The 22,467-nt window shown below is 62.1% G+C and carries 21 protein-coding genes; 10 read left to right on the top strand and 11 right to left on the bottom strand.

Translation table 11 applies throughout. The annotated features are described in order from the left end of the window. Positions 1-3 precede the first annotated feature (3 nt). Positions 4-357: a diacylglycerol kinase gene (locus AB8B20_RS00285; protein ID WP_120291006.1), complete on the bottom strand. Its 354-nt coding sequence runs from the start codon at positions 355-357 to the stop codon at positions 4-6. 2 nt (positions 358-359) lie between these two features. Then, positions 360-1,748 carry a class II 3-deoxy-7-phosphoheptulonate synthase gene (locus tag AB8B20_RS00280; RefSeq protein ID WP_184515692.1) on the bottom strand — a complete coding sequence of 463 codons (1,389 nt, stop codon included), beginning with the start codon at positions 1,746-1,748 and terminating at the stop codon, positions 360-362. A 159-nt stretch (positions 1,749-1,907) separates the two neighbouring features. On the opposite strand from AB8B20_RS00280, the gene AB8B20_RS00275 reads away from it, so the two are divergent. Continuing rightward, positions 1,908-2,828: an alpha/beta hydrolase family protein gene (locus AB8B20_RS00275; RefSeq protein ID WP_309944529.1), complete on the top strand. Its 921-nt coding sequence runs from the start codon at positions 1,908-1,910 to the stop codon at positions 2,826-2,828. Positions 2,829-2,946: 118 nt separating this feature from the next. On the opposite strand, the gene gor is transcribed toward AB8B20_RS00275, so the two are convergent. Genes gor through rpiA form a run of 3 tightly spaced genes read right to left on the bottom strand, consistent with a single transcriptional unit; the run spans position 2,947 to position 5,648 of the window. Beyond that, positions 2,947-4,332, bottom strand: coding sequence for a glutathione-disulfide reductase (gor, locus tag AB8B20_RS00270; protein WP_439071247.1), 1,386 nt, complete (start codon positions 4,330-4,332; stop codon positions 2,947-2,949). A gap of 54 nt (positions 4,333-4,386) precedes the next feature. Beyond that, positions 4,387-4,926 (bottom strand): DUF2059 domain-containing protein, encoded by a 540-nt coding sequence (locus tag AB8B20_RS00265; protein WP_093758922.1) that lies wholly within the window; start codon positions 4,924-4,926, stop codon positions 4,387-4,389. Positions 4,927-4,949: 23 nt separating this feature from the next. Further along, positions 4,950-5,648 carry a ribose-5-phosphate isomerase RpiA gene (rpiA, locus tag AB8B20_RS00260; RefSeq protein ID WP_184515683.1) on the bottom strand — a complete coding sequence of 233 codons (699 nt, stop codon included), beginning with the start codon at positions 5,646-5,648 and terminating at the stop codon, positions 4,950-4,952. A gap of 192 nt (positions 5,649-5,840) precedes the next feature. Here rpiA and AB8B20_RS00255 point away from each other — a divergent pair, with 192 nt between their 5' ends. From AB8B20_RS00255 to AB8B20_RS00235, 5 genes are all read left to right on the top strand, one after another. Then, positions 5,841-6,524 carry an HAD family hydrolase gene (locus AB8B20_RS00255; RefSeq protein ID WP_184515680.1) on the top strand — a complete coding sequence of 228 codons (684 nt, stop codon included), beginning with the start codon at positions 5,841-5,843 and terminating at the stop codon, positions 6,522-6,524. A gap of 149 nt (positions 6,525-6,673) precedes the next feature. Continuing rightward, a complete protein-coding gene (locus AB8B20_RS00250; RefSeq protein ID WP_089267143.1) occupies positions 6,674-7,117 on the top strand; it encodes a hypothetical protein in 444 nt (147 codons plus the stop codon). A 112-nt stretch (positions 7,118-7,229) separates the two neighbouring features. Then, positions 7,230-8,261: a GTP 3',8-cyclase MoaA gene (gene moaA, locus AB8B20_RS00245; protein WP_175367385.1), complete on the top strand. Its 1,032-nt coding sequence runs from the start codon at positions 7,230-7,232 to the stop codon at positions 8,259-8,261. Between the two features lie 186 nt (positions 8,262-8,447). Then, positions 8,448-8,984, top strand: a complete 537-nt coding sequence (locus AB8B20_RS00240; protein ID WP_089267141.1) for a TRAP transporter small permease subunit — start codon at positions 8,448-8,450, stop codon at positions 8,982-8,984. A 75-nt stretch (positions 8,985-9,059) separates the two neighbouring features. Beyond that, positions 9,060-10,469 (top strand): TRAP transporter large permease, encoded by a 1,410-nt coding sequence (locus tag AB8B20_RS00235; protein WP_093758926.1) that lies wholly within the window; start codon positions 9,060-9,062, stop codon positions 10,467-10,469. 14 nt (positions 10,470-10,483) lie between these two features. Here the strand turns inward: AB8B20_RS00235 and AB8B20_RS00230 are convergent, their stop codons facing one another. From AB8B20_RS00230 to apbC, 4 genes are all read right to left on the bottom strand, one after another. Beyond that, positions 10,484-11,227: a 2-keto-4-pentenoate hydratase gene (locus tag AB8B20_RS00230; protein WP_439071245.1), complete on the bottom strand. Its 744-nt coding sequence runs from the start codon at positions 11,225-11,227 to the stop codon at positions 10,484-10,486. A 134-nt stretch (positions 11,228-11,361) separates the two neighbouring features. Continuing rightward, on the bottom strand, positions 11,362-12,450 hold the full coding sequence (locus AB8B20_RS00225) for a TRAP transporter substrate-binding protein (protein ID WP_439071244.1): 1,089 nt from the start codon (positions 12,448-12,450) through the stop codon (positions 11,362-11,364). Between the two features lie 164 nt (positions 12,451-12,614). Further along, the gene (locus AB8B20_RS00220; RefSeq protein ID WP_089267138.1) at positions 12,615-13,703 is read right to left on the bottom strand and encodes a TRAP transporter substrate-binding protein; all 1,089 of its coding nucleotides are present in this window, start codon (positions 13,701-13,703) and stop codon (positions 12,615-12,617) included. Between the two features lie 203 nt (positions 13,704-13,906). Continuing rightward, positions 13,907-15,088: an iron-sulfur cluster carrier protein ApbC gene (apbC, locus tag AB8B20_RS00215; protein WP_068730555.1), complete on the bottom strand. Its 1,182-nt coding sequence runs from the start codon at positions 15,086-15,088 to the stop codon at positions 13,907-13,909. A 313-nt stretch (positions 15,089-15,401) separates the two neighbouring features. Here apbC and AB8B20_RS00210 point away from each other — a divergent pair, with 313 nt between their 5' ends. The 4 genes from AB8B20_RS00210 (at position 15,402) to AB8B20_RS00195 (ending at position 18,844) form a co-directional block, all read left to right on the top strand. Further along, the gene (locus tag AB8B20_RS00210; RefSeq protein ID WP_439071242.1) at positions 15,402-16,271 is read left to right on the top strand and encodes an NAD(P)-dependent oxidoreductase; all 870 of its coding nucleotides are present in this window, start codon (positions 15,402-15,404) and stop codon (positions 16,269-16,271) included. A 184-nt stretch (positions 16,272-16,455) separates the two neighbouring features. Then, positions 16,456-18,057 carry a sensor histidine kinase gene (locus AB8B20_RS00205; protein ID WP_439071241.1) on the top strand — a complete coding sequence of 534 codons (1,602 nt, stop codon included), beginning with the start codon at positions 16,456-16,458 and terminating at the stop codon, positions 18,055-18,057. A 45-nt stretch (positions 18,058-18,102) separates the two neighbouring features. Further along, on the top strand, positions 18,103-18,321 hold the full coding sequence (locus AB8B20_RS00200; protein ID WP_068730727.1) for a DUF1289 domain-containing protein: 219 nt from the start codon (positions 18,103-18,105) through the stop codon (positions 18,319-18,321). A gap of 10 nt (positions 18,322-18,331) precedes the next feature. Beyond that, positions 18,332-18,844 carry a TIGR02281 family clan AA aspartic protease gene (locus AB8B20_RS00195; protein ID WP_175367389.1) on the top strand — a complete coding sequence of 171 codons (513 nt, stop codon included), beginning with the start codon at positions 18,332-18,334 and terminating at the stop codon, positions 18,842-18,844. On the opposite strand, the gene dusA is transcribed toward AB8B20_RS00195, so the two are convergent. Continuing rightward, on the bottom strand, positions 18,845-19,834 hold the full coding sequence (gene dusA, locus AB8B20_RS00190) for a tRNA dihydrouridine(20/20a) synthase DusA (protein ID WP_439071240.1): 990 nt from the start codon (positions 19,832-19,834) through the stop codon (positions 18,845-18,847). A 185-nt stretch (positions 19,835-20,019) separates the two neighbouring features. Beyond that, a complete protein-coding gene (locus AB8B20_RS00185) occupies positions 20,020-22,374 on the bottom strand; it encodes a TonB-dependent receptor (protein WP_439071239.1) in 2,355 nt (784 codons plus the stop codon). Between the last annotated feature and the right edge of the window lie 93 nt (positions 22,375-22,467).

Genomic DNA, 22,467 nt, shown 5'->3' with positions numbered 1-22,467 from the left:
GGATTAGAAGATGCCTATGCGCTCACCGAGCGCATACAGCCAGGTCATGCCGGCGATCACAAGTGCGACGCCGACGGCCGCCGATCCCATGTCCTTCACACGCCCGATCTGCGGATCGTGTTCGGTAGTGAGCCGGTCGGCCAGTTTCTCGATGGCGGTGTTGAGCAGTTCGACGGTGAGCAGCAGCAAAACCACCGCCACCAGCTCGAGCCGACGCGCTGCGGTGGTCCCGATGAGAAACGACAAAGGCACCGCGAGGAGCAGTGCAAACAGCTCCTCGCGAATGGCCTGCTCCGATCGCGTCGCGAAGGTCAGGCCATTCCAGGTGTTGATGCAGGCCCGCCAGAGGCGCGACAAGTTTAGAGACCCGATGCCACCGGCAGCGGCTCCGCCCTGTCGACGCGGGACGTCTTCAGCAATTCGGCGATCAGGAACGCCATGTCGATGGACTGCTCGGCATTCAGACGCGGATCGCAGACCGTGTGGTAGCGGTCGTTGAGGTCCTCATCCGAAATGGCGCGCGCGCCACCGGTGCATTCCGTCACGTTCTGGCCGGTCATCTCCAGATGCACGCCGCCCGGATGGGTGCCTTCGGCGGCATGGATCTGGAAGAACGACTTCACTTCCGACAGGATACGATCGAATGGACGGGTCTTGTAGCCGGAATTCGACGTGATGGTGTTGCCGTGCATCGGATCGCACGACCATACCACCGAGCGCCCTTCCTTCTGCACCGCGCGGATGAAGCCCGGCAGATGCTCCCCAACCTTCTCGTGGCCAAAGCGGTTGATCAGCGTCAGGCGGCCGGGCTCATTGTCCGGATTGAGGACGTCGATCAGCTTGATCAGTTCATCCGGCTTCAGCGACGGGCCGCACTTCAGGCCGATCGGGTTCTTGATGCCGCGGAAATATTCCACATGGGCATGATCGAGCTGCCGCGTGCGGTCGCCGATCCAGATCATGTGGCCGGAGGTCGCGTACCAGTCGCCCGTCGTGGAATCGACGCGCGTGAAGGCCTGCTCGTAACCGAGCAGCAGCGCTTCGTGGCTGGTGTAGAAATCCGTCGAACGCAGTTCCGGATGGCTTTCCAGATTGAGGCCGCAGGCGCGCATGAAGTTCAGCGCGTCCGAGATACGGTCGGCCAGTTCCTTGTAACGGCGCGACTGCTGTGAATCCTTCAGGAAGCCGAGCATCCACTGATGCACGCTGCCGAGATTGGCGAAACCGCCGGTCGCGAAAGCGCGCAGCAGATTCAGCGTCGCCGCCGACTGGCGATAGGCCATCAGCTGGCGCTGTGGATCGGGCACGCGCGATTCTGGCGTGAAGGCGATGTCATTGATGATGTCGCCGCGATAGCTCGGCAGTTCCACGCCGTTGAGCTTCTCCATCGGCGAGGACCGCGGCTTGGCGAACTGGCCGGCGATACGGCCGATCTTCACCACGGGCAGCGCGCCGGCATAGGTCAGCACCACCGACATCTGCAGGAAGGCGCGGAAGAAATCGCGGATATTGTTGGCGCCATGCTCGGCAAAGCTCTCGGCGCAATCGCCGCCCTGCAGCAGGAAGGCTTCGCCGGCAGCCACGCGGGCGAGCGACTTCTTCAGATTGCGGGCTTCGCCTGCAAAAACCAGCGGCGGAAACGTGGCAAGCTGCGCCTCGACATCGCCAAGGGCCTTGAGATCCGGGTATTCCGGCATTTGCAGCACGGGCTTGCCGCGCCAGCTATCGGGCGTCCACCGCTCGGACATCACTTCTCTCCTGAAAACCGCGCTTTATGGCTGCGGAGGCCGCGTTATACACAGCGTAGATGGGGATCGCCAGTTCGAAATCCACATTGCGCCCCAAGCCCTTGCAGCCAAAGCCGAATTCGCATTTGCTAGGCCCGGGCAAGGAACATATGGGACACCATGGGAGAAACTGCGGTGTCGGAGGCTGCACTGGACGACGCTTTTGCCGATGACATCACCTTCCAGGCGACCGACGGCTATTCGTTGGGCGCGACGCTGTACCTGCCCCGCGGCGCCCGCACCCACGCGGTTCTGATCAATTCCGCAACCGCCGTTCCCCGCAAAATCTACAGAGGCTTCGCCAGCTACCTCGCCAGCCGCGGCTGCGCCGTGCTGACCTATGACTATCGCGGCACCGGAGATTCGCGGCCCAAGGCCGATCCCCTGTCCGGCCGGTCGAACGCGCTGGTCGGCTTCAAGGCGTCCATGACCGACTGGGCTGCGCTCGATGTTACCGCCGCGGTGACCTGGATGCGCGAGCGCTACAAGGCAATGCCACTTGCCTTTGTCGGGCATTCCTTCGGCGGTCAGGCACTCGGCCTGATCCCCAACAATTCCGAGGTGTCGCGCGCCCTGCTCATCGCGGCACAGGCCGGCACTTGGCGGCTGATGACGCCGCCTGAGGGCTACCGCATCTATGCGCTCATGAAATTCGTCGGCGCGCCGCTGGCGCGCGTCATCGGCTATGCGCCCGGCAGGATAGGCCTTGGCTACGATCTGCCACGCGACGTGTTTCTGGAATGGGCGGGCTGGGTCACCAGCGATCGCTACTTCTTCGACGACAGCAAGCTCAGGGCGCTGGTGAACTTTCCGCGCTACCGCGGCGAGATGCGGGCCCTGAGCTTCTCAGACGATCCATGGGCCACACGCGCCGCCGTCGAAATGCTCTGCGCCGGCTTCACGTCGATCAAGCCGGAGATCGACAGTATCCGCCCTATCGAGGCCGGCTCGAAAAAGGTCGGCCATTTCGGCTTCTTCCGACCGGAGCACCGCGACACGCTGTGGCGCGGCGCTGCCGAATGGATCCAGATGGAGAAATAGCGCAGATCGTAGGATGGGTAGAGCGCAGCGAAACCCATCAATCTCTTCGGTGAAAGCGATGGGTTTCGCGAAGACGCTCTACCCATCCTACGATCGCAACGACGACGCCCTGGTCAAACTATTCCGCGGCTTCGCGCACGTAGCGTGCGGTGGGCGTGCGCATCGTCACCAGCTCCTCGGCCGCACTCGGATGCACCGCCACCGTGGCGTCGAAGTCAGCCTTGGTCGCCTTCAGCTTCACGCAGATGCCCAGCACCTGGATGAGTTCGGCCGCCTCCGGTCCGACGATATGGGCGCCGACCACGATATCCGTCGCGCCATCGACCACCAGCTTCATCAGCACCCGGCTTTCGCTGCCGGAAATCGTCGATTTGATCGACCGGAAATTGGTCTTGTAGATATCGACGTGACTGAAGGTGGCGCGCGCCTCTCCTTCGCTCATGCCGACGGTGCCGACTTCCGGCTGCGTGAACACCGCGGTCGGGATATTGCTGTGATCGACCTTCACGGTCTTCTTGCCGAACACCGTATCGGCAAACGCGTGGCCTTCGCGGATCGCCACCGGCGTGAGGTTGACGCGATTGGTGACGTCACCGACCGCGTAGATATGCGGCACATTGGTTTGCGAGAACTCGTTGACGATGATGCCGCCATGGGCGGGCTTGAGCGCAACGCCAGCCTTCTCGAGGCCGAGATTGGCGGTGTTCGGATTGCGCCCGATCGCGAACAACACCTGATCGGACGCGATGCTTGCGCCGCTGGACAGATGCGTCGTGAATTCGTGCCGGTGTTTCTCGACCTTGGTCACCGTGCAGCCGGTAAGGATGGTGATGCCATCCTTTTCCATCTCGCTGCGGACATGGGCGCGCACGTCTTCATCGAAGCCGCGCAGGATGTTGTCGCCGCGATAGATCACCGTCACGTCGGAGCCCAATCCTGCAAAGATGCAGGCAAATTCGAGCGCGATATAGCCGCCGCCCTGGATCACGATGCGCCTCGGCAGTTCAGGCAGATGAAACACCTCGTTGGAGGAAATCACATGCTCGATGCCGGGAATCGCCGGCCCATGATTGGGCGCGCCGCCGGTCGCAATCAGGATATGCTTGGCGTTCACCGTCTCGCCGGTGCCGAGGCGCAGCGTGTGCGGATCCTCGAACACTGCGCGGGTCTTGACGGTCGTCGCGCCGGTCTTCTCCACATTGGACTGATAGACGCCCTCGAGCCGGGCGATCTCCTTGTCCTTGTTGGCGATGAAGGTCGACCAGTCGAACGTCGCCGTCGGGATCGTCCAACCGAAACCGGCGGCATCGTCGATCTCGCGCTGGACATGCGAGGCATAGACCATCAGCTTCTTCGGCACGCAGCCGCGGATCACGCAGGTGCCGCCGAAGCGATATTCCTCGGCCACCATGACCTTCGCGCCGTAGCCGGCAGCGATACGGGCGGCGCGCACGCCGCCAGAACCACCACCAATGACAAACAGATCGACGTCGACGTCAGCCATGATCGCTCCGAACTGGGGGCTGAGACCCGGGATGACGGGCCTCAGCTTACGCCCTTAGATTTCCTTGCCGCGCTTGCGCATTTCAGCGCGGAACAGGCCGTTGACCTGCTCCGAAAACTGCTGCGCCCACTGCTGCATATAGGTCATGCTGGCGGAAATCGACTGGGGCTCCTGCACCAGAAGTTTCTGGCCGAGCGGCGACTTGTAGAAAGTCGCAAGGTCCTTCAACTCCGCCTCTGTGAAGTCGCTGGCATAGATCTTCGCCATCTGCTCGGTGATCTCCTTGTCGCGCCCGGCCATCGTCTGCGCGATGGTGATGGCGACCTCATTGAGATCTTTCTGATAGTTCAGATTGCTCTGCAGCAGCGAATCCTTGACGCGCTGAACCATGTTCGGCACGGCATTGGCATACATCGCGCTGGCGTTCTTCATCGCCAGAATTTCCTTGGCGTAAGCGATCGCAGCTGGCGACGCCGGCTTGATCGGCCGCGCCTGTCCTTCTGGAGACGCCTGCTGCGCGGAGACCGGCAGCGCGATCACTGCAACGCTGAGCGCTAGACCAGCGGACAGCAGCATGTGCGAGAGCTTCTTCATTCCAATTCTCCTTGATTGCGCCGTTACGGACGCTCGAAAACGCGAATTCCCTGCGATCCTGCCAGCATGGCGGTGCTTGCCAGGCCGATAAACAAACCGTGCTCGACCACGCCCGGAATGGCGCCGAGCAGCCCGGCCAGTCGGGGCGCATCGGTGATGGTCCCGAGCCGGGCGTCGATGATCCAGTGGCCGCCATCGGTGACGAAAGCATGACCGTCCTTGCCGCTGCGAATGGCCATTTCGCCGGATAGGCCGCACTTGGCGAACACATCGGCAATCGCGCGGCGCGTGGCCGACAGGCCGAACGGGATCACTTCCACAGGCAGCGGGAAGCGGCCGAGGGTCGGCACCCATTTGGAATCGTCGGCGATGACAATCATGCGGTCGGACGCCGCCGCCACGATCTTCTCGCGCAGCAATGCGCCGCCGCCGCCCTTGATGAGATTCAGCGCCGGATCGACTTCGTCGGCACCGTCGACCGTGAGATCGAGCCGATCGACCTCGTCGAGTGTGGTCAGCGGCACGCCGCAACGCTGCGCATCGGCCCGCGTGGCCTCAGACGTCGGAACGCCAATAACCTTGAGACCGCCCGCCACGCGTTCACCGAGCAGTTCGACGAAGTGCTTCGCTGTCGATCCCGTGCCGAGTCCGAGCTTCATGCCATCACGCACATGTTCGAGCGCCTTGGCGGCAGCCTGTCGTTTCAGCTCGTCCATATTCATCGGCGCAGCGGTCCTTGCGGTTCACAATCGGTCCCGCGGACGGGATGCGCCGCATATCTAGCGACGTTTGGGGGCAAGGAACAGGGCGAAGGGCGTGCTTTCCCTGGGAATGCAGGCCTGCATTCCCAGGGGGATGCTGGGCTACGTCCGCCCCCCTTGCGGGATCGGCCGCGGACCGGTAGCGATCCGCTCATGACCCAAGCTCCCCTCGTCGTTTTCGACCTCGACGGTACCCTCGTCGATACCGCCCCTGATCTCATCAGCGCGCTGAATCATGTGCTTCATCAGGAGGGGTTGGCCCCCGTCCCGCTGGAATCCGCGCGGAAAATGATCGGCCAGGGCGCCCGGCGCCTGATCGAACGCGGGCTCGAGCTTGAGGGGCGGGAAATGACCCCGGACGAGGTCACACGCCTGACCGAGGATTTCATCGCTTATTACGCGGAGCATATCGCCGACGAGTCGCGCCCCTTCGAGGGCCTGATTGCGGCGCTCGACGAAATGGCGGGGCGTGGCTACCGCTTCGCGGTTTGCACCAACAAGCTGGAATGGCTGTCGAAGCTGCTGCTCGACAAGCTGGAGCTGACCAACCGATTTGCGGCGATCTGCGGCGCCGACACGTTCGGCGTCGCGAAGCCCGATCCTGTCATCCTGCAGCAGACGGTAGCGCGTGCCGGTGGCGTGATGTCGTCCGTTGTCATGGTCGGCGATGCCGGCCCCGATGTCGGTGTGGCGCGGCGGGCCAATGTCCCGGTGATCGGCGTTACATTCGGCTATACCGATGTCCCGATTATCGAGCTCAAGCCCGACATCGTGATCGACCATTTCCGCGATCTACCGGCGACTGTCGACCGCCTGTTGCCACGCCGCCTCGCCTAGCCTGTTCAGATAATTGAGTTTCTCAGGTTGTTCGGCGACTTCATTAACCATCAATTAACTATAAGCGGCCTGCGTGTTGCGTCATATGTGCGACGCTCCTATGGTTGCCGGGGGATGGCGGCTAGCCGCAAAACGTGACGGATATACCCATGCGTAGAGTAATAGTTTTGGCAGCGGCAGGCCTGAGCCTGGCCGGTTGCACCTCGTTCTCCATGGACGCATTCAAATCGGCACCGGAACCGGTTACCGTACAATTCGACTCGGTTCCGCCCGGCGCAGAGGTGGTCACGTCCATTGGCCCGAGCTGCAAGACCCCGTGCTCGCTGCCTCTGGCGACGGAAACCGGGTTCAGTGCAACCTTTACCCTCGCAAAATTCCAGCCGATGACAGTTCCGGTGACCGTCACCCGCGTCCCCGGGGATTTCACCTCGCCGGCACGAACCACGGTCGATCCCAGCCCGGTCGTCGCCGAGTTGCAGCCTGCGACGCCGCCACGCCGCGCCCGCAAGGCTGCCAAGCGTGCAGCAGCGCCTGCCGCGGCCCCGGCGGCCGCCGCATCTGCGGCGGGCTCGCCGTTCCCCGCGCCTCGCTGATCCACCAAACATATACGTTGGCGTGATTGTGCCAGCTGCAACACGTGACTAGATTGAACGTGCGGCGTTTTTCGCCGCGCGAGCAACCCGTGTTTTGCAGTCAGGCATCTGAATGACCGTCTCCGAGTTGAGCCCCGCCCTGGCCTCCTCTGCCATGACCGACCCGTTCGGCCGGCGGATCAACTATTTGCGTGTTTCGGTGACCGATCGCTGCGATCTGCGCTGCTTCTATTGCATGTCGGAAGACATGACGTTCCTGCCCAAGGCCGACCTGCTGACGCTGGAAGAGCTCGACCGGCTCTGCTCGGCGTTCATCGCCAAGGGCGTTACCAAGCTGCGGCTCACTGGCGGCGAACCGCTTGTCCGGCGCAACGTCATGGGCCTCGTGCGTTCGCTGTCGCGCCACCTCAAGACCGGCGCGCTGAAAGAGCTGACGCTGACCACCAATGGCTCGCTGTTGTCCAAATATGCCGCTGAGCTCGCGGATTGCGGCGTGAAGCGCATCAACGTCTCCCTGGACACGCTCGATCCCGCGAAATTCCGCGCCATTACGCGCTGGGGCGACCTCAACAAGGTGCTGGCCGGTATCGACGCGGCGCAGGCTGCGGGCCTGGCCGTGAAGATCAATGCCGTCGCCTTGAAGAACATGAATGAGGACGAGATCCCCTCATTGATCGAATGGGCCCACGGCCGCGATATGGCGCTGACGCTGATCGAAGTGATGCCGATGGGCGATATCGGCGAAGGCCGTATCGACCAGTATGTGCCGCTGTCTATGCTGCGCGCACGCCTCGCCAGTCAGTTCACGATGACCGATCTGCCCGACGATACCGGCGGTCCTGCCCGCTATGTTCGCGTTGCTGAAACTGGCGGCAAGATCGGCTTCATCACGCCGATGACCCATAATTTCTGCGAGGCGTGCAATCGCGTGCGCATCACCTGCACCGGAACGATCCATACCTGCTTGGGCCACGAGGATGCCTCCGACCTCCGCAAGCCGCTGCGGGCTTCCGCCGACAACGACCTCCTGAACGCCACGATCGACCGCGCCATCGGCCTGAAGCCGAAGGGGCACGATTTCATCATCGATCGCCGCCACAACCGGCCGAGCGTCAGCCGGCATATGAGCGTGACCGGGGGGTAACCCACCGGCGGTGCTCCGTCCTTCCCCCTCGACCAATGGCCTGCGACAAACCGTCAATTTCCGATTGACGATTGCATGACGCGCTGAAATGGTGCCGCCGAATTCTTTCGCCCAGCGGAAAAAGCTGCGCTTTCTCAGTGAGAAAGACGTGATGAGCGGACAGCGGGGCGACTTTCGGGGGGAACTGTGGACGTACTCAAATTCACACGTGCGATCGATGCACTGAGCGATGTGTTCGGCTTCATCGCCAAGTGGCTCGTGCTGCTTGCCTGCCTCGTCAGCGCCGGCAACGCCACGATCCGTTATCTCTTCAACTATTCGTCGAACGGCTGGCTCGAAATCCAGTGGTACATGTTCGCGGGCATCGTGTTCTTCGGCGCGGCGCAGACACTGCGCCTCAATGAGCATGTGCGCGTCGATCTGCTCTATTCGGCCGTCTCCGATCGCGCGCGGCTGTGGATCGACATCATCGGCCTCTGCATCTTCCTGCTGCCGGCGATGACATACCTCACTTACATGACGTTCCCGTTTTTCCTGAATTCCTGGAATTCGCAGGAAGTCTCCAGCAATGCGGGCGGCCTGATCCTGTGGCCGGTGAAGCTTGTGCTGCCGCTCGGCTTTGGTCTGCTGCTACTGCAGGGTGTGGCCGAACTCGCCAAGCGCATCGCCGCGCTCGCCGGCGTCGTCAAGATCGACACCCATTACGAAGCGCCGCTGCAATAGCGGCGTTCGCTTTTTCAGCCTCTCGCATTTCGACCAATCCGTTCGATAGAACCAGTTCGATAGTCAGGACCACCGATGTTTTCCTACGGCGTGTTCCCCCCGCTGATGTTCGGCACCATGATCTGCTTCATGGTGTTCGGCTTCCCGGTCGCCTTCTCGCTGGCCGCGGTCGGCCTGTTCTTCGGCATTCTCGGCATCTTCACCGGTCACTTCGATCCGTCCTTCCTGCAGGCGCTGCCGTTCCGCTTCTACGGCACGATCTCGAACGACCTGCTGCTGTCGATCCCGTTCTTCACTTTCATGGGCGCGATCCTCGAGCGCTGCGGCCTTGCTGAAGACCTGCTCGAAGGCACCGGCCAGCTGTTCGGCAAGATCCCCGGCGGCCTCGCTTATGCGGTGATCCTCGTCGGCGCCGTGCTCGGTGCCATCACCGGCACCGTTGCTGCTTCGGTCATCGCCATGGGCGTGATCTCGCTGCCGATCATGATGCGCTACGGCTACGACATGAAGCTCGCCACCGGCGTCATCGCCGCATCGGGCACCATCACGCAGCTCATCCCTCCGTCGCTGGTGCTGATCGTACTCGCCGACCAGCTCGGCCGTTCGGTCGGCGACATGTATCTCGGCGCCATCGGCCCTTCGATCATCCAGGTCGTGATCTTCATTCTCTATATCGTCGTATTGTCGATCCTGAAGCCGAGCGCGATGCCGCCGATCCCGGAACATGCGCGCGAGCCCATGAACTGGAAGCTCATCAGCCGTGTGCTGTGGGGCATGATCCCCTCGATCGTGCTGATCTTCCTCGTGCTCGGCACCATTGGCCTCGGCCTCGCGACGCCCACCGAAGCCGGCGCCATGGGCGCGGTCGGCGCGATGGTGCTCGCCGCACTACATCGCCGCCTTACCTGGCCGCTGATCGACCAGGCGATGACATCGACCATGCGCCTGACCTCGATGGTGGTGTTCATCCTGATCGGCTCGACCTGCTTCAGCCTCGTCTTCCAGGGCATGGATGGTGCGCGCTGGATCGAGCATCTGCTCACCGGCCTGCCCGGCGGCGCGATCGGCTTCCTGATCTTCGTGAACATCTTCGTGTTCTTCCTGGCGTTCTTTCTCGACTTCTTCGAGATCGCCTTCATCATCATCCCGTTGCTGGCTCCGGTCGCGGCCAAGCTCGGCATCGATCTCGTCTGGTTCGGCGTGCTGCTCTGCGTGAACATGCAGACGTCATTCATGCATCCGCCGTTCGGCTTCGCACTGTTCTATCTGCGCGGCATTGCACCGCCCGAAGTGAAGAGCCGCGATATCTATCTTGGCGCCCTGCCATGGGTCGGGATGCAGATCATCCTGGTGATCATCGTGATCTACTGGCCCGGTCTCGTGACTTACTGGATCGACAACACGGCTGTGGATACGTCCAACGTGAAGATCGAGATCCCGCAGATCGAAATGCCGGCGATGCCGGACTTCGGGCCCCCGAAATAACGGGAAAGTCGGGCTTAGCCGTCGAACACCACTTCGGCTTCGCCCAGCCCCTCGAACCGGACGGTGCACCGATCGCCCGGTTTGAAGAACGGCAGTCCCGTCCAGCTACCTGTGGTCACGACCTGGCCAGCCTTCACGCCGTCGCGCATCATATTCACCAGCGCGACAGCGCCTGCGATCGGGTCGTCGGTGGGGTGGCCACCCTTGCGCGCGACCTGCGTCTCGCCATTCACAATAAAGGTCATCTGCAGGTTCGGCAGATCGAGATGCGACCAGTCGGCGAGTTCGGGACCGGTGACCAGCCCGGCATTGATGCCGCAATCGGCGAGCTGTTCCATCTTCGGTCGACTGAGCGGATCGCGGAAGCGGCTTGAAACCACTTCGATCACCGGAAGCACCGCGACGGCCTTCGCGACCTCGTCGCGCGTGTAGGGCGCGCTGCGCGCCGGCAGATCGCGGGTAAAGCGGAAGGCGACCTCGCCCTCGACGCCAAGATGCGGGACTTCGGCCACCGACATATGCGCCGGGCTCGAACGGACCATCCGGGCTTCGATCAGACCGCGTGTCGGTTCGCCCTCGGGCGGCGCGCCGGCCTTGAAGGCACCGATGGGCTCTCCGACCCGCGCAGCAACCCGATCCTGAATCTCGTGCGCCTCCGCAACCGAAGATGGCGTGACGGGCAGCGCTTCGATCTGCGTTCCGCTGCGGCGCGCCCCGGCAAGAATGTCGGTGGCCGTTTCGATTTCAGATTCGGTCATGGCAAATTCGGCTCCCTCCAGGAACAGAACACTTAGCGGATTCGCGATCCGCGCACCGGCGAAGGGAGACCGCTTCAACAAGAAGCCTAGCCTTCTCACGAAGGCCGGGCTCCTTTTTTCGAAACACTCTTCGATCAGCTACGGGTGCGCGAGCGGATCATGAAACTGTCGAAGCTGTACTCGGCGACCTGCCACCAAGTGTACTGGTCGCCGCGGAAGGCCACCATGCTGTCATAGACTTTCTTGAACGCCGCATTGCTGGCCGAGGTCTCGGCATAAACATCGTTGGCAGCCTTCAGCGACGCATCCATGATGGATGCGGGGAACGGCCGCAGCTGCGTGCCACCGGCCACAAGGCGCTTCAGCGCCGGCGGGTTGTAGGCGTCGTAGCGTGCCTGCATGGTTTCGTTAGCGAGCGACGAGGCGGTCCTGATGATCGACTTGTAGCTGGCAGGAAGCTGCTCCCACTTAGCGAGGTTGACCATGTTGTGCAGTGTCGGACCGCCTTCCCAGAAGCCGGGATAGTAGTAATATTTAGCGACCTTCTGGAAACCGAGCTTTTCATCATCGTAAGGTCCGACCCATTCGGCGGCGTCGATGGTGCCCTTTTCCAGCGACGGGTAGATATCGCCGGCGGCCACCTGTTGCGGAACGAGCCCGAGCCTGGTGAGCACACGGCCGGCGAAGCCGCCGATGCGCATTTTGAGACCACTGAGGTCGGATGGCTCCTTCAGCTCCTTGCGAAACCAGCCGCCCATCTGGCAGCCGGTGTTGCCGGCCGCGAATCCGATGACGTTGTAGCCTTTGAGAAATTCATTGAAGAGTTCGGCGCCACCGCCCACCTGCAACCACGAGGTCTGCATCCGGCTGTTGAGTCCGAACGGAACCGCAGTACCGAACGCGAAGGTTGGATCCTTGCCTACATAATAGTAGGCCGCCGTGTGGCACATCTCCACGGTGCCGTTGGAGGCCGCATCCAGCGCCTGCAGACCGGGAACGATCTCACCGGCGGCAAATACCTGGATCTGGAATTTGTTGTCGGTGGCCTCGGCAACGGCCTTGGCGAATACCTCGCTGGCGCCATAGATCGTATCGAGCGATTTCGGAAAGCTCGACGTCAACCGCCATTTGATCTCCGGCGAAGATTGCGCGATGGCCGGCGTGGCAATAGCCGCACCGGCAGCCCCCAGACCGGCAGCCTTGATGAACTCACGACGCTTCATGATGTGCTCCCTGGATGTGAATGTGTCAGCGCCCTTCTTGGCGAGGGCGTTGGGAGCAGCATGGGCCAGGTTCCAGCGAGAAGCCACGGCGATTTGAGCGACGCAATGCAAAAAGCCCGACCTTCTCGCGAAGGGCGGGCTTCATGTTTGATCGAGGCTTAAGATCAGCCGCGGGTACGCGAGCGGATCATGAAGCTGTCGAAGGTGTATTCGGCGACCTGCCACCACAGATATTCGTCCGAACGATAGGCCTGCATCGCGTCGATCGACTTCTTGAAGTCGGCGTTCTTCGCGGAGATTTCAGCCCAGAGTTCGTTGGTGGCCTTGAGGCACGCATCCAGAACTTCATTGGTGAACGGACGCAACTGCGTGCCACCGGCGACGAGCTGCTTCAGTGCTGCCGGATTCTGCATGTCGTAACGAGCGGCCATCCAGCTGTTGGCATTGGCGCAGGCATTGGTGAGGATCGCCTGATAGCTCTTCGGCAGCGCGTTGTACTTCTCGAGGTTGGTGAAGGCGTGGACCGTCGGGCCACCTTCCCAGAAACCTGGATAGTAGTAGTACTTCGCGACCTTCTGGAAGCCGAGCTTCTGGTCGTCATAGGGACCGACCCACTCGGCAGCATCGATGGTGCCTTTTTCCAGTGACGGATAGATGTCGCCGCCCGCGAGCTGCTGCGGCACGACGCCGACCTTCTGCAGCACCTGACCGGCGATGCCGCCGATGCGCATCTTGAGGCCGGAGAGATCAGCAACAGTCTTGATCTCCTTGCGGAACCAACCGCCCATCTGCGTGCCCGTATTGCCGCAAGGGTGACCGATGACGCCAAATTTCTTGAAGAACTCGTTGCCGAGCTGCTCGCCGCCGCCCTGGTACCACCAGGAATTCTGCTGACGTGCGTTCAGGCCAAACGGGACCGACGCATAGATCGCGAAGGTCGGATCCTTGCCGACATAGTAGTAGGACACAGTGTGGCACATTTCGACGGTGCCGTTCGATGTCGCGTCGAGCGCCTGCAGACCGGGGACCAGTTCACCGGCCGCGAAGACCTGGATCTGGAATTTGTTGTCGGTCATTTCGGCGACCTGCTTCGCCATCATCTCGGCGCCGCCATAGATGGTGTCGAGCGACTTCGGGAAGCTCGATGCGAGGCGCCATTTGACCTCGGGCGCGGACTGCGCGATCGCCGGCGAGGCAACGGCGGCCACCGCGGCGCCGGCCGTCGAAACCTTCAAAAACTCACGACGCTTCATTCAAGCTCTCCTTTTGCGGGCGTTTTCCCTAGAATTCCTTTGAGCATATTCAGCGGCAAATCGTTGCGCGATTCAACCGAAGACGCTCTGGTGCAGAGGCTGTCTAACACGGTTATTCGGCCGCGGAAAACACGACGAACGTCGTTGCCAGCCCAATTGAACGAAAGTTCTATGCGACATCTCGGCCCCGGCCACCGGCCGGGTTACGCTGCCGCAATAACGCCCTGCAACCGGTCGCGGATCTGCGTGCCGATGGCCCGATAGATCGCGGCGTGCGGGCCGTTGGGCTCGCTCACGACCACCGGCGTGCCGGCATCCGACATGGCGCGGATGGACATATGCAGCGGCACTTCGCCGAGGAACGGCACCTTGAGCCGCTCGGCCTCGTGACGGGCGCCGCCATGGCCGAAAATGTCGGAGCGCGTGCCGCATTCCGGGCACTGGAAATAACTCATATTCTCGATGATGCCGAGCACGGGCACATTGACCTTGGTAAACATCGCAAGGCCGCGCCTCGCATCGATCAGCGCCAGATCCTGCGGCGTCGAGACAATCACAGCACCCTTCAGGGGCACGTTCTGCGCCAGCGTGAGTTGTGCATCGCCGGTGCCGGGGGGCATGTCGACGATAAGCACGTCGAGCGTGCCCCAGGCGACGTCGCGCAGCATCTGGGTGATCGCCGACATCACCATCGGCCCGCGCCAGATCATCGCGGTCTCCTCCTCGACGAGGAAGCCGATCGACATGATCGACAGACCGAAGCGCTCGATCGGGATCATCTTCCTGTTGTCGTCCAGGGTCGGCTTTTCATTGATGCCGGTCAGCCGCGGCACCGAAGGACCATAGATATCGGCGTCGAGCAGACCTACCTTCAGGCCGAGATCGCGCAGGCCCAGCGCCAGATTGAGCGCCGTCGTGGACTTGCCGACACCGCCCTTCCCCGAGGCCACCGCGATGATCGCGGCAACGCCGGGAATCTCAGCCTGTTTTGACATTGGGGAGTTGGCCGGGTTCGCGTGCGGGCGATGCGCCGAGACCGGCTGCACGCCGCCCGATTGCGGACCATGCGAATGCCCACCGGGACCATGGGAATGTCCTGCGTGGTCGTGGCGCTGCGGCGCAGGCGGTGCGCTGCCCGGCTTGCGCTCGGCGGTCAGCGCGACCATTGCACCGGTGACACCAGGGATCGCTCGCACTGCGGCTTCCGCCTGCGCGCGCACGCTTTCCCAGGCCCGCGCTTCAGCGGCGTCCACATTGATCGAAAACAGCACCTTGCCGTCGGTCACGACGATCTCGGACAAAACATCCGCATGGATCAGCGGCACGCCGCGCGGCGATGTCACCTTGGCCAGACCATCCAGAACCTGCTGCTGCGAAACGCTCAATGCGTGTCTCCCGATCGACGGACAAACTAGACCGCACAGATAGAGAACTTCCGCCCTAAGTCCATGCCGTTTCTAGGCTATGTTGAGAATTCCGAGATTGCTCTGGCACAAGACCGGCACCAGATTTTCTTTTGCAGCGCACCATAAGCGGCTGCAGCCATGAGCGGTAACGGGGGCTTTGCCGCGTCCTGTGCAGCGACTATGCTGGCGCTCCTCATCACCAGCGATCTCGCCGCCACCAACCAGGGCGGCGCCTCACTTCCCAACAGTCGACGTTCGGCAGCAAAGCCGACAGCATCCAAAGGGTACGGACATGGCCAAAGTTGCATTTATCGGTCTCGGCGTCATGGGTTTCCCCATGGCCGGTCACCTTGCCACCAAGGGCGGCCACGAGGTCACCGTCTACAACCGCAACGCAGCCAAGGCCAAAGCGTGGGTCGAGAAGTTCGGCGGCAAGTCCGCACCGACCCCAAAAGCGGCTGCCGAAGGCCAGGACTTCGTGATGTGCTGCGTCGGCAATGACGACGACCTGCGCTCGGTCACCATCGGCGCTGACGGCGCATTCAGCGGCATGACTAAGGGCGCGATCTTCGTCGATCACACCACCGCCTCCGCCGAAGTGGCCCGCGAGCTCGATGCCGCGGCGACCAAAGCCGGCTTCCAGTTCATCGACGCGCCGGTGTCGGGCGGCCAAGCTGGCGCAGAGAACGGCGCCCTGACCGTAATGTGCGGCGGCACCCAAGCGGCCTATGCGAAGGTCGAGCCGATCATCACGGCCTACGCCAAGATGCAGAAGCTGCTCGGTCCCGCAGGCTCCGGCCAGCTCACCAAGATGGTCAACCAGATCTGCATCGCCGGCCTCGTCGAGGCACTGTCCGAAGGCATTCACTTCGCCAAGAAGGCCGGTCTCGACGTCAATGCGGTGGTCGAGGTGATCTCCAAGGGCGCCGCGCAGTCGTGGCAGATGGAGAACCGTCACAAGACCATGAATGACGGAAAATTCGACTTTGGCTTCGCCGTCGAATGGATGCGCAAGGACCTCTCGATCTGTCTCGCCGAGGCCCGCCGCAACGGTGCCAGCCTGCCGGTCACGGCCACTGTCGATCAGTTCTACGGCGAGGTCGAAGCGCTCGGTGGCAAGCGGTGGGACACTTCAAGCCTCTTGGCAAGATTACCCCGGTAACCATCTAGGTTTGCTGAACAAATCACGGTGGAGCGGCGCCGTACAGGTGCCCTCCGTCGATACCATTTTTATTGAATATTAACCGGATTACTTCGTTCTTTAAGGCACCTCTTAATGATTGTGCGGCACAGATAGGGTCTGTGAAAAACCGCGCGCGTTTGCGTGCAGGATTTGTGTACGAGTGATGAGTGAGCCCGCCGCCAGGCCCGAGGTCGTCCAGCTTCCGGCTGAAACGCCCGTCGCTGTTCCGCCGCGCAATCGCCGGGCGGCACAACAGCGGGTGCGCGAAGCGCGCGACCGGCTGACCTCGACTTCAGGAACACGCCCCGCTTTCGATCGCGAACTGCTCCGCCAATACGCCCAGACCCGCCTCTCCGCCTCGCTCGTCATCACGCTGCTGGTGGTCGGCACAGGCATCCTGTTCGGGTTCTGGATGCAGCCGCTGCCGGCCGCCGCATGGTCATGCGGCATGCTGTGCATTCACGCGGTGATCCTGCGCGCCTGCAATCGCTATCTGGCGGAAACACCGACACCCAACAGCACGCATAAATGGCGGCTGCGCTTTATCTTTCTGGACCTGCTCTACGGCCTGTCGTGGACGGTGATCCTGGTGCATCCGACCGGCGTCGACGTCGTCTCCAATTCGCTGATGATGTTCCTGATGCTGCTGGTGGTCGCGGTCTCCAGCATGCTCGCCGCGAGCCTGCCGATTGCCGCCTTTGCCGCCACCGCGCCGGTGACGCTCGGCGTGGCGCTGAGCTTCATCCTGCGCGGTACCTTCGACAACTACGTGCTGGCCGTTCTCGCCGTCGCAGCCGAAGGCTATTTCGCGCTTCTGGCGCAGCGGCTGCATTCGACCACGCTCGCGACACTGGAAGCCCGCGCCGAGAAGGACGCCCTGATCGGCGAACTCGAACAGGCCAAGGCCATCTCCGACGAAGCGCGCCACCGCGCCGAAGCCGCCAATGTCGCCAAGTCGCGCTTCCTCGCGCAGATGAGCCATGAACTGCGTACACCGCTGAACGCCATTCTCGGCTTTTCCGAAGTGATGAAGAGCGAGATCTTCGGTGGCCATGCCGTGCCGGTCTACAAGGACTACTCGGCCGACATCCATAATTCCGGCGTGCATCTGTTGAATCTGATCAACGAGATCCTCGATCTGTCCCGCATCGAAGCCGGCCGCTACGAGCTGAATGAAGAAGCCGTCTCGCTCGTGCATGTCGTCGCGGACTGCCATCACCTCCTGAAGCTGCGCGCATCGAGCCGCGGCATCACCATCCACGAAGTGTTCGAACACGGCATGCCGCGGGTCTGGGGCGACGAGCGCGCTTGTCGGCAGATCGTGCTGAACCTGCTGTCGAATTCGATCAAGTTCACGCCACAGGGCGGCGAGATCTGGCTCAAGGTCGGCTGGACCGCCTCCGGCGGCCAGTATCTGAGCTGCAGGGACACCGGCTCGGGCATCGCCGAAGACGAGATCCCGATCGTGCTGGCCTCCTTCGGCCAGGGATCGAACTCGATCAAATCGGCCGAACAGGGTGCCGGTCTCGGTCTGCCGATCGCCAAGAGCCTGATCGACATGCATGGCGGCACATTCACGCTGAAATCGAAACTGCGGATCGGCACCGAGGTGATCATCACTTTCCCGCCGGAGCGTGTGATGTCCGCGCTTGCTCCGATGGCGCCCGATGGACCACCGTTGCAACCCGATTACGAGATGAACGTCGCCGACGAAAAGCGTCGGGCCCGTAACAAACCCATCATGAATGCAGGAACCGGGCTGTGATTTCGACGCTTGCGCAAGCGAGCCGATCCGCTTCAATATTACTGGATGAGCAAAGAAACGCCGTGCATCGCAGTCTGCTTCATCGACCCCAAGACCAAGCTCTGCCTCGGCTGCGGACGCACGCTGCCGGAGATCGCGCGCTGGGGAAAAATGGACAGCGCGGAGCGTCTGGATACGATGGCACTGCTGCCGGCCCGCATGGCCGAGGCGGGGCTGGAGCCTTCGTCGACATACGCCGCGAAGAGGACATCCGCGGCCACCTGAGAGGCTCGCCATGAGTCGGGTCTTTCTTCTCGTCATCGTCATTGTCGCGACGGCAGGCGCCGCCCTCGCCTATGGCGATCCCAAGCAGATCTCCAAGGCCGGCAATCTCGTCACAGAAATTTTGCGCAAGCAGAGCCCGCCGCCACTGCGGCTGGTCGACGTCCCGCGCGGCAACACTGGCGAGTTCGGGCTTCAGGTCAAGATCAACGGCGTCCAGACGGCGATGGTGATCGATACCGGCGCAACCTCGGTGGTGCTGACTTATGAAACCGCAAAGGCCGCGGGCCTGCCGCTCGAATTGCTCGACTACAATGTCGATGTGGAAACTGCGGGTGGTCGCACCAAGGCGGCACGATTGACGCTGGATCGCCTCGCCGTCGGCAAGCTGGTCGAGCGATCCGTCCCGGCACTGGTGGTGCCGCGTGGACAGATGAAGACCAATCTACTCGGGATGAGCTTTCTCGATCGACTGGAGAGCTGGGAAGTGCGCGCAGACAGGCTGATGCTGCGCGGCTATCCGTAACTAGGCCGCGACCGACTCCGCAGGCTCATCCTCGACCAACGCAATTGCCTCGCGCAGGACATTGATGCTCGCACCATGCTTGACGCCATTCTCCGCCAGATAACGCCGGAATGCGCGTGCGCCGCGCACGCCGTGGAACGCGCCGACAAAATGCCGGGTGATCGAATGCAGCCGCGTGCCCTGCGCGAGTTGATCCTCGATATAGGGCATCATCGCCGCGAAGGCGTCTTTCATCGTCGCATGGGGCGCGGGCTCGCCGAACAATTCGGGATCCACCGACAGCAGCCGCCACGGCTCCTGATAGGCCGCGCGGCCGAGCATCGCGCCATCCACATGCGCCAGATGTTCGGCGGCTTCAGTGATGCCTATGATGCCGCCATTGATGATGATCGGCACGCCGGGCATTGCCGCCTTGAGCCGATAGACGCGGTCGTAGTTCAGCGGCGGAATATTGCGGTTCTCTTTCGGCGACAGGCCGTTGAGCCACGCCTTGCGCGCATGCACGATCAGGCCGTCGGCGCCGGCGGCGACCACCGCGCGTGCCAGCGTATCGAGTGCGACTTCGGGATCCTGATCGTCGATGCCGATACGGCACTTGACGGTGACCGGCACATCGACAGCCTGCTTCATCGCGGCCACACCGCGCGCCACCAGATCCGGCTCGGCCATCAGGCACGCCCCGAAGCGCCCGTCCTTCACACGATCCGAGGGGCAGCCAACATTGATGTTGATTTCGTCATAGCCGAAATCCGCGCCGATCTTCGCAGCCTCCGCAAGGTGCGCCGGCTCCGAACCGCCCAGCTGCAACGCCACCGGATGTTCGCTCGCGTCGAATCCAAGCAGCCGCGCGCGGTCGCCATGGATCACGGCGCCCGTCGTCAGCATCTCCGTATAGAGCCGCGCCCGTCGCGACAGCAGACGATGGAAGACGCGGCAATGCCGGTCAGTCCAGTCCATCATCGGGGCAATGGAAAAGCGGCAGTATAACATATTGTTTTCATTGAACTTTGTGATTTTAGTTCGTGTATCTGATTTTTGGGCTGACATATGGTCAGAGCCACAGAGCTAAAGCATTTTCCTTTCTTTTCAACTGCTTGATCAGATCTCAGTCCTGTTCGCGGAGATTTCCCCTCGCCGGCACAGTATTGCGGTACCGGATGACCCAAGAGCAGCGATTATATGTCCACGGTCATCGACAGGAGATACGTACGCGGTGCTCCCAGGAAGAACGTTCCGAATGAGGCCACGCTGGACCAGTAATTCGCACCGGTCACATTCTGAACGTTCGCGCGGAAAACCGTCTTCCTGCCGTTGATTGCCGTCGTGTAACGGGTACCGAGATCGAGTCGCGTCCAGTCCGGAATGGGTTGCTTGTTCGCTGTATCGACGAACTGCTTGCCCGTGTAGATGACTGCCCCATTCAAAGTGAGCCCCCTCACCCACGGGAGATCCCACTCGGCGCCAATATTGGCCTGTACGTTCGGAACGCCGATTGGCGTGTTACCCACGTTAGCCGCGACAGCGGTCTTCGTCAGGGTGCCATCCAGCAGCGACAAGCCTCCGAGGACACGGATATCGGGCATGAGTTCGCCATAGACGTTGAATTCGAGCCCACGGACTTGCTGTTCGGCGGTCGCCGCGAAGCGTCCGCCGGACAGCTCGCCGCTCGCCTTCGATATCTCGAAGGCGCTGAAGGTGGTGGCGAACCGACCGAAGTCCAGCTTGATGCCGGCCTCGTACTGCTTGGCGATGTAGGGCGAGAGTACTTCGCCGAAATTGGAAGCGGTCTGGGGCGCGACGTCGCCTCGGCTTAGACCTTCGATATAGTTCGCGTACAGAGAGACGTTGTCCCGGGGCCGGATGACGAGACCAACCACTGGGGTAGTCGCGCTCCTGTCGTAGGACGACGTGAGCGTTCCGACATTGGAGAGATAGTTGTTCGCCTCGATGCCCTGGCGCCGGACACCCAAAGTCAACAAGACACGCTCATCGAGCACGGACAAGGTGTCAGCAATCGAGAGCCCCGTGAGTTCACTGTCCGAGAGCCGAGGGCGCTCGCTGATCTCGTTCGCGAACTGGGTCGGCGCCACCGTCGGATTATAGATGTTCGACGTGACCAGACTGCCATTGGTGAGTCGCCGGTACAGCGCGTCATGATAGACCGAAGCCTGGAAGGCGACCGCGTGGTGGACGACGCCGGTATCGAAGCGGGCGCGGACGCCACCATCATATGTGGTTCGATCGATGCTAAGCCCGAAAAATTGAGGCGTTGCGGTCGTGTCACCGCTCGTATTGATGATCGTCGGAAGACCGAAGAATCGCTCGACGTTAGTCCGAGATCCGCCCACGTCGGCGAACAGCGTAACCTGATCGCTTACATCGTATTCGGTCCGCAGCAAGGCAGATTGATCGTTGATGTGCGACCATTCCCATGGTTGCGTCATGTTCAACCGACCATCCGGCGCCTTTGATACTTGCAGGCCGGGAGCCATGAGAAAGGGACGTGACGGAGCGTCGAACCGATCGGTCTGGGCGATGAGGTAGAGCCAGGACCTGAACCGTTCGCCCTGATAGTCAAGGGCCAGCGATCCGACACCTGTCGTTTCGGACTGGCGGTCAATGGGCGTATCGCCGTCGCGCAGGCTGCCGTTGACGCGCACGCCCCATTCCTTGCTGTCACCGTAACGCCTCGCAATATCCCAGTGGCCACCGAACTGTGCGGCAGAACCGTAACTTGCGGTGAAGCGAGTCAAGTCCTCTCCCGCGCGCTTGGGCACGACATTGATGACGCCGCCGACGCCGCCATTGGGCGCAATGCCCGAGAGCGCGGCTGAGGGGCCCTTGAGCACTTCGATGCGCTCGACGTAATCCGTGAAGATGCGGTATGTCGGTGCGATCCCATAAAGGCCCTCGAAGGCGAACTCACCGCTGTTGCCTTCGTTGACCGGGAAGCCGCGAATGTTGAAGGAATCGAGCACACCGCCCGTTGGGTGGGAACTGCGCACGGAAGGATCCAAGATCAAGGCATCCGCAGCCGTCGCCGCCTGCTGATCCCGGATGAACTTGTCCGTGTAACTCGTCATATTGAACGGCGACTTCATCGTATCGGTGTTTCCGAGCAGTCCCAGCCGTCCGCCTTGAGCGACCTGGCCGCCTGCAAAGGCGGGCACGACACCCGGCTGCGACGGCCGCGATTGCGCCGCGACGATTTGCGTTTGCGGGGCGTCAGACACCGTGGCGCGCCGCGAAGTTGATCGGACCCCGGCGACATTTCGTTTGATTGGTGCGCGGCGGACCAACCGCTGCGTCGGAGCATCGACGGTCACAGGAGGAAGAGCGGTGGCGCCTTGCGGTGTTTGGGATTGAGCAGGCGATTCAAACCACGCCACAAACGCCACGCCACCTAGTAGTGTCACGCCAAAGCGAGCCACCGTCCGAACCCCACCTGCAAGTCGCATTCCCAGAAAGTCCTTCATCAACAGCACGTCGGCCGACGCGAAATGGTTCCGCACGTGGCCTGCAACGACCATAGCTCCGAGATCCGCTCTCCGCGTCCGAGCAGGGCCGACACTCAACGTGAATCATTTTCTCCGCAGAATCGCATTCCGCGTTAGCCGCCTGTG

The sequence above is a fragment of the Tardiphaga sp. 866_E4_N1_4 genome (assembly GCF_052076075.1).
Lineage (GTDB): Bacteria > Pseudomonadota > Alphaproteobacteria > Rhizobiales > Xanthobacteraceae > Tardiphaga > Tardiphaga robiniae.
This window is presented reverse-complemented; position numbering and strand designations above follow the sequence as displayed.

Bases quoted from the DNA above. Each gene is read 5' to 3' on its own strand.
- AB8B20_RS00280 (WP_184515692.1), bottom strand. From the start codon at position 1,748: ATGTCCGAGCGGTGGACGCCCGATAGCTGGCGCGGCAAGCCCGTGCTG.
- AB8B20_RS00275 (WP_309944529.1), top strand. From the start codon at position 1,908: ATGGGAGAAACTGCGGTGTCGGAGGCTGCACTGGACGACGCTTTTGCC.
- gor (WP_439071247.1), bottom strand. From the start codon at position 4,332: ATGGCTGACGTCGACGTCGATCTGTTTGTCATTGGTGGTGGTTCTGGC.
- AB8B20_RS00265 (WP_093758922.1), bottom strand. From the start codon at position 4,926: ATGAAGAAGCTCTCGCACATGCTGCTGTCCGCTGGTCTAGCGCTCAGC.
- rpiA (WP_184515683.1), bottom strand. From the start codon at position 5,648: ATGAATATGGACGAGCTGAAACGACAGGCTGCCGCCAAGGCGCTCGAA.
- AB8B20_RS00255 (WP_184515680.1), top strand. From the start codon at position 5,841: ATGACCCAAGCTCCCCTCGTCGTTTTCGACCTCGACGGTACCCTCGTC.
- AB8B20_RS00250 (WP_089267143.1), top strand. From the start codon at position 6,674: ATGCGTAGAGTAATAGTTTTGGCAGCGGCAGGCCTGAGCCTGGCCGGT.
- moaA (WP_175367385.1), top strand. From the start codon at position 7,230: ATGACCGTCTCCGAGTTGAGCCCCGCCCTGGCCTCCTCTGCCATGACC.
- AB8B20_RS00235 (WP_093758926.1), top strand. From the start codon at position 9,060: ATGTTTTCCTACGGCGTGTTCCCCCCGCTGATGTTCGGCACCATGATC.
- AB8B20_RS00230 (WP_439071245.1), bottom strand. From the start codon at position 11,227: ATGACCGAATCTGAAATCGAAACGGCCACCGACATTCTTGCCGGGGCG.
- AB8B20_RS00225 (WP_439071244.1), bottom strand. From the start codon at position 12,450: ATGAAGCGTCGTGAGTTCATCAAGGCTGCCGGTCTGGGGGCTGCCGGT.
- AB8B20_RS00220 (WP_089267138.1), bottom strand. From the start codon at position 13,703: ATGAAGCGTCGTGAGTTTTTGAAGGTTTCGACGGCCGGCGCCGCGGTG.
- AB8B20_RS00210 (WP_439071242.1), top strand. From the start codon at position 15,402: ATGGCCAAAGTTGCATTTATCGGTCTCGGCGTCATGGGTTTCCCCATG.
- AB8B20_RS00205 (WP_439071241.1), top strand. From the start codon at position 16,456: ATGAGTGAGCCCGCCGCCAGGCCCGAGGTCGTCCAGCTTCCGGCTGAA.
- AB8B20_RS00200 (WP_068730727.1), top strand. From the start codon at position 18,103: ATGAGCAAAGAAACGCCGTGCATCGCAGTCTGCTTCATCGACCCCAAG.
- AB8B20_RS00195 (WP_175367389.1), top strand. From the start codon at position 18,332: ATGAGTCGGGTCTTTCTTCTCGTCATCGTCATTGTCGCGACGGCAGGC.
- dusA (WP_439071240.1), bottom strand. From the start codon at position 19,834: ATGTTATACTGCCGCTTTTCCATTGCCCCGATGATGGACTGGACTGAC.
- AB8B20_RS00185 (WP_439071239.1), bottom strand. From the start codon at position 22,374: ATGGTCGTTGCAGGCCACGTGCGGAACCATTTCGCGTCGGCCGACGTG.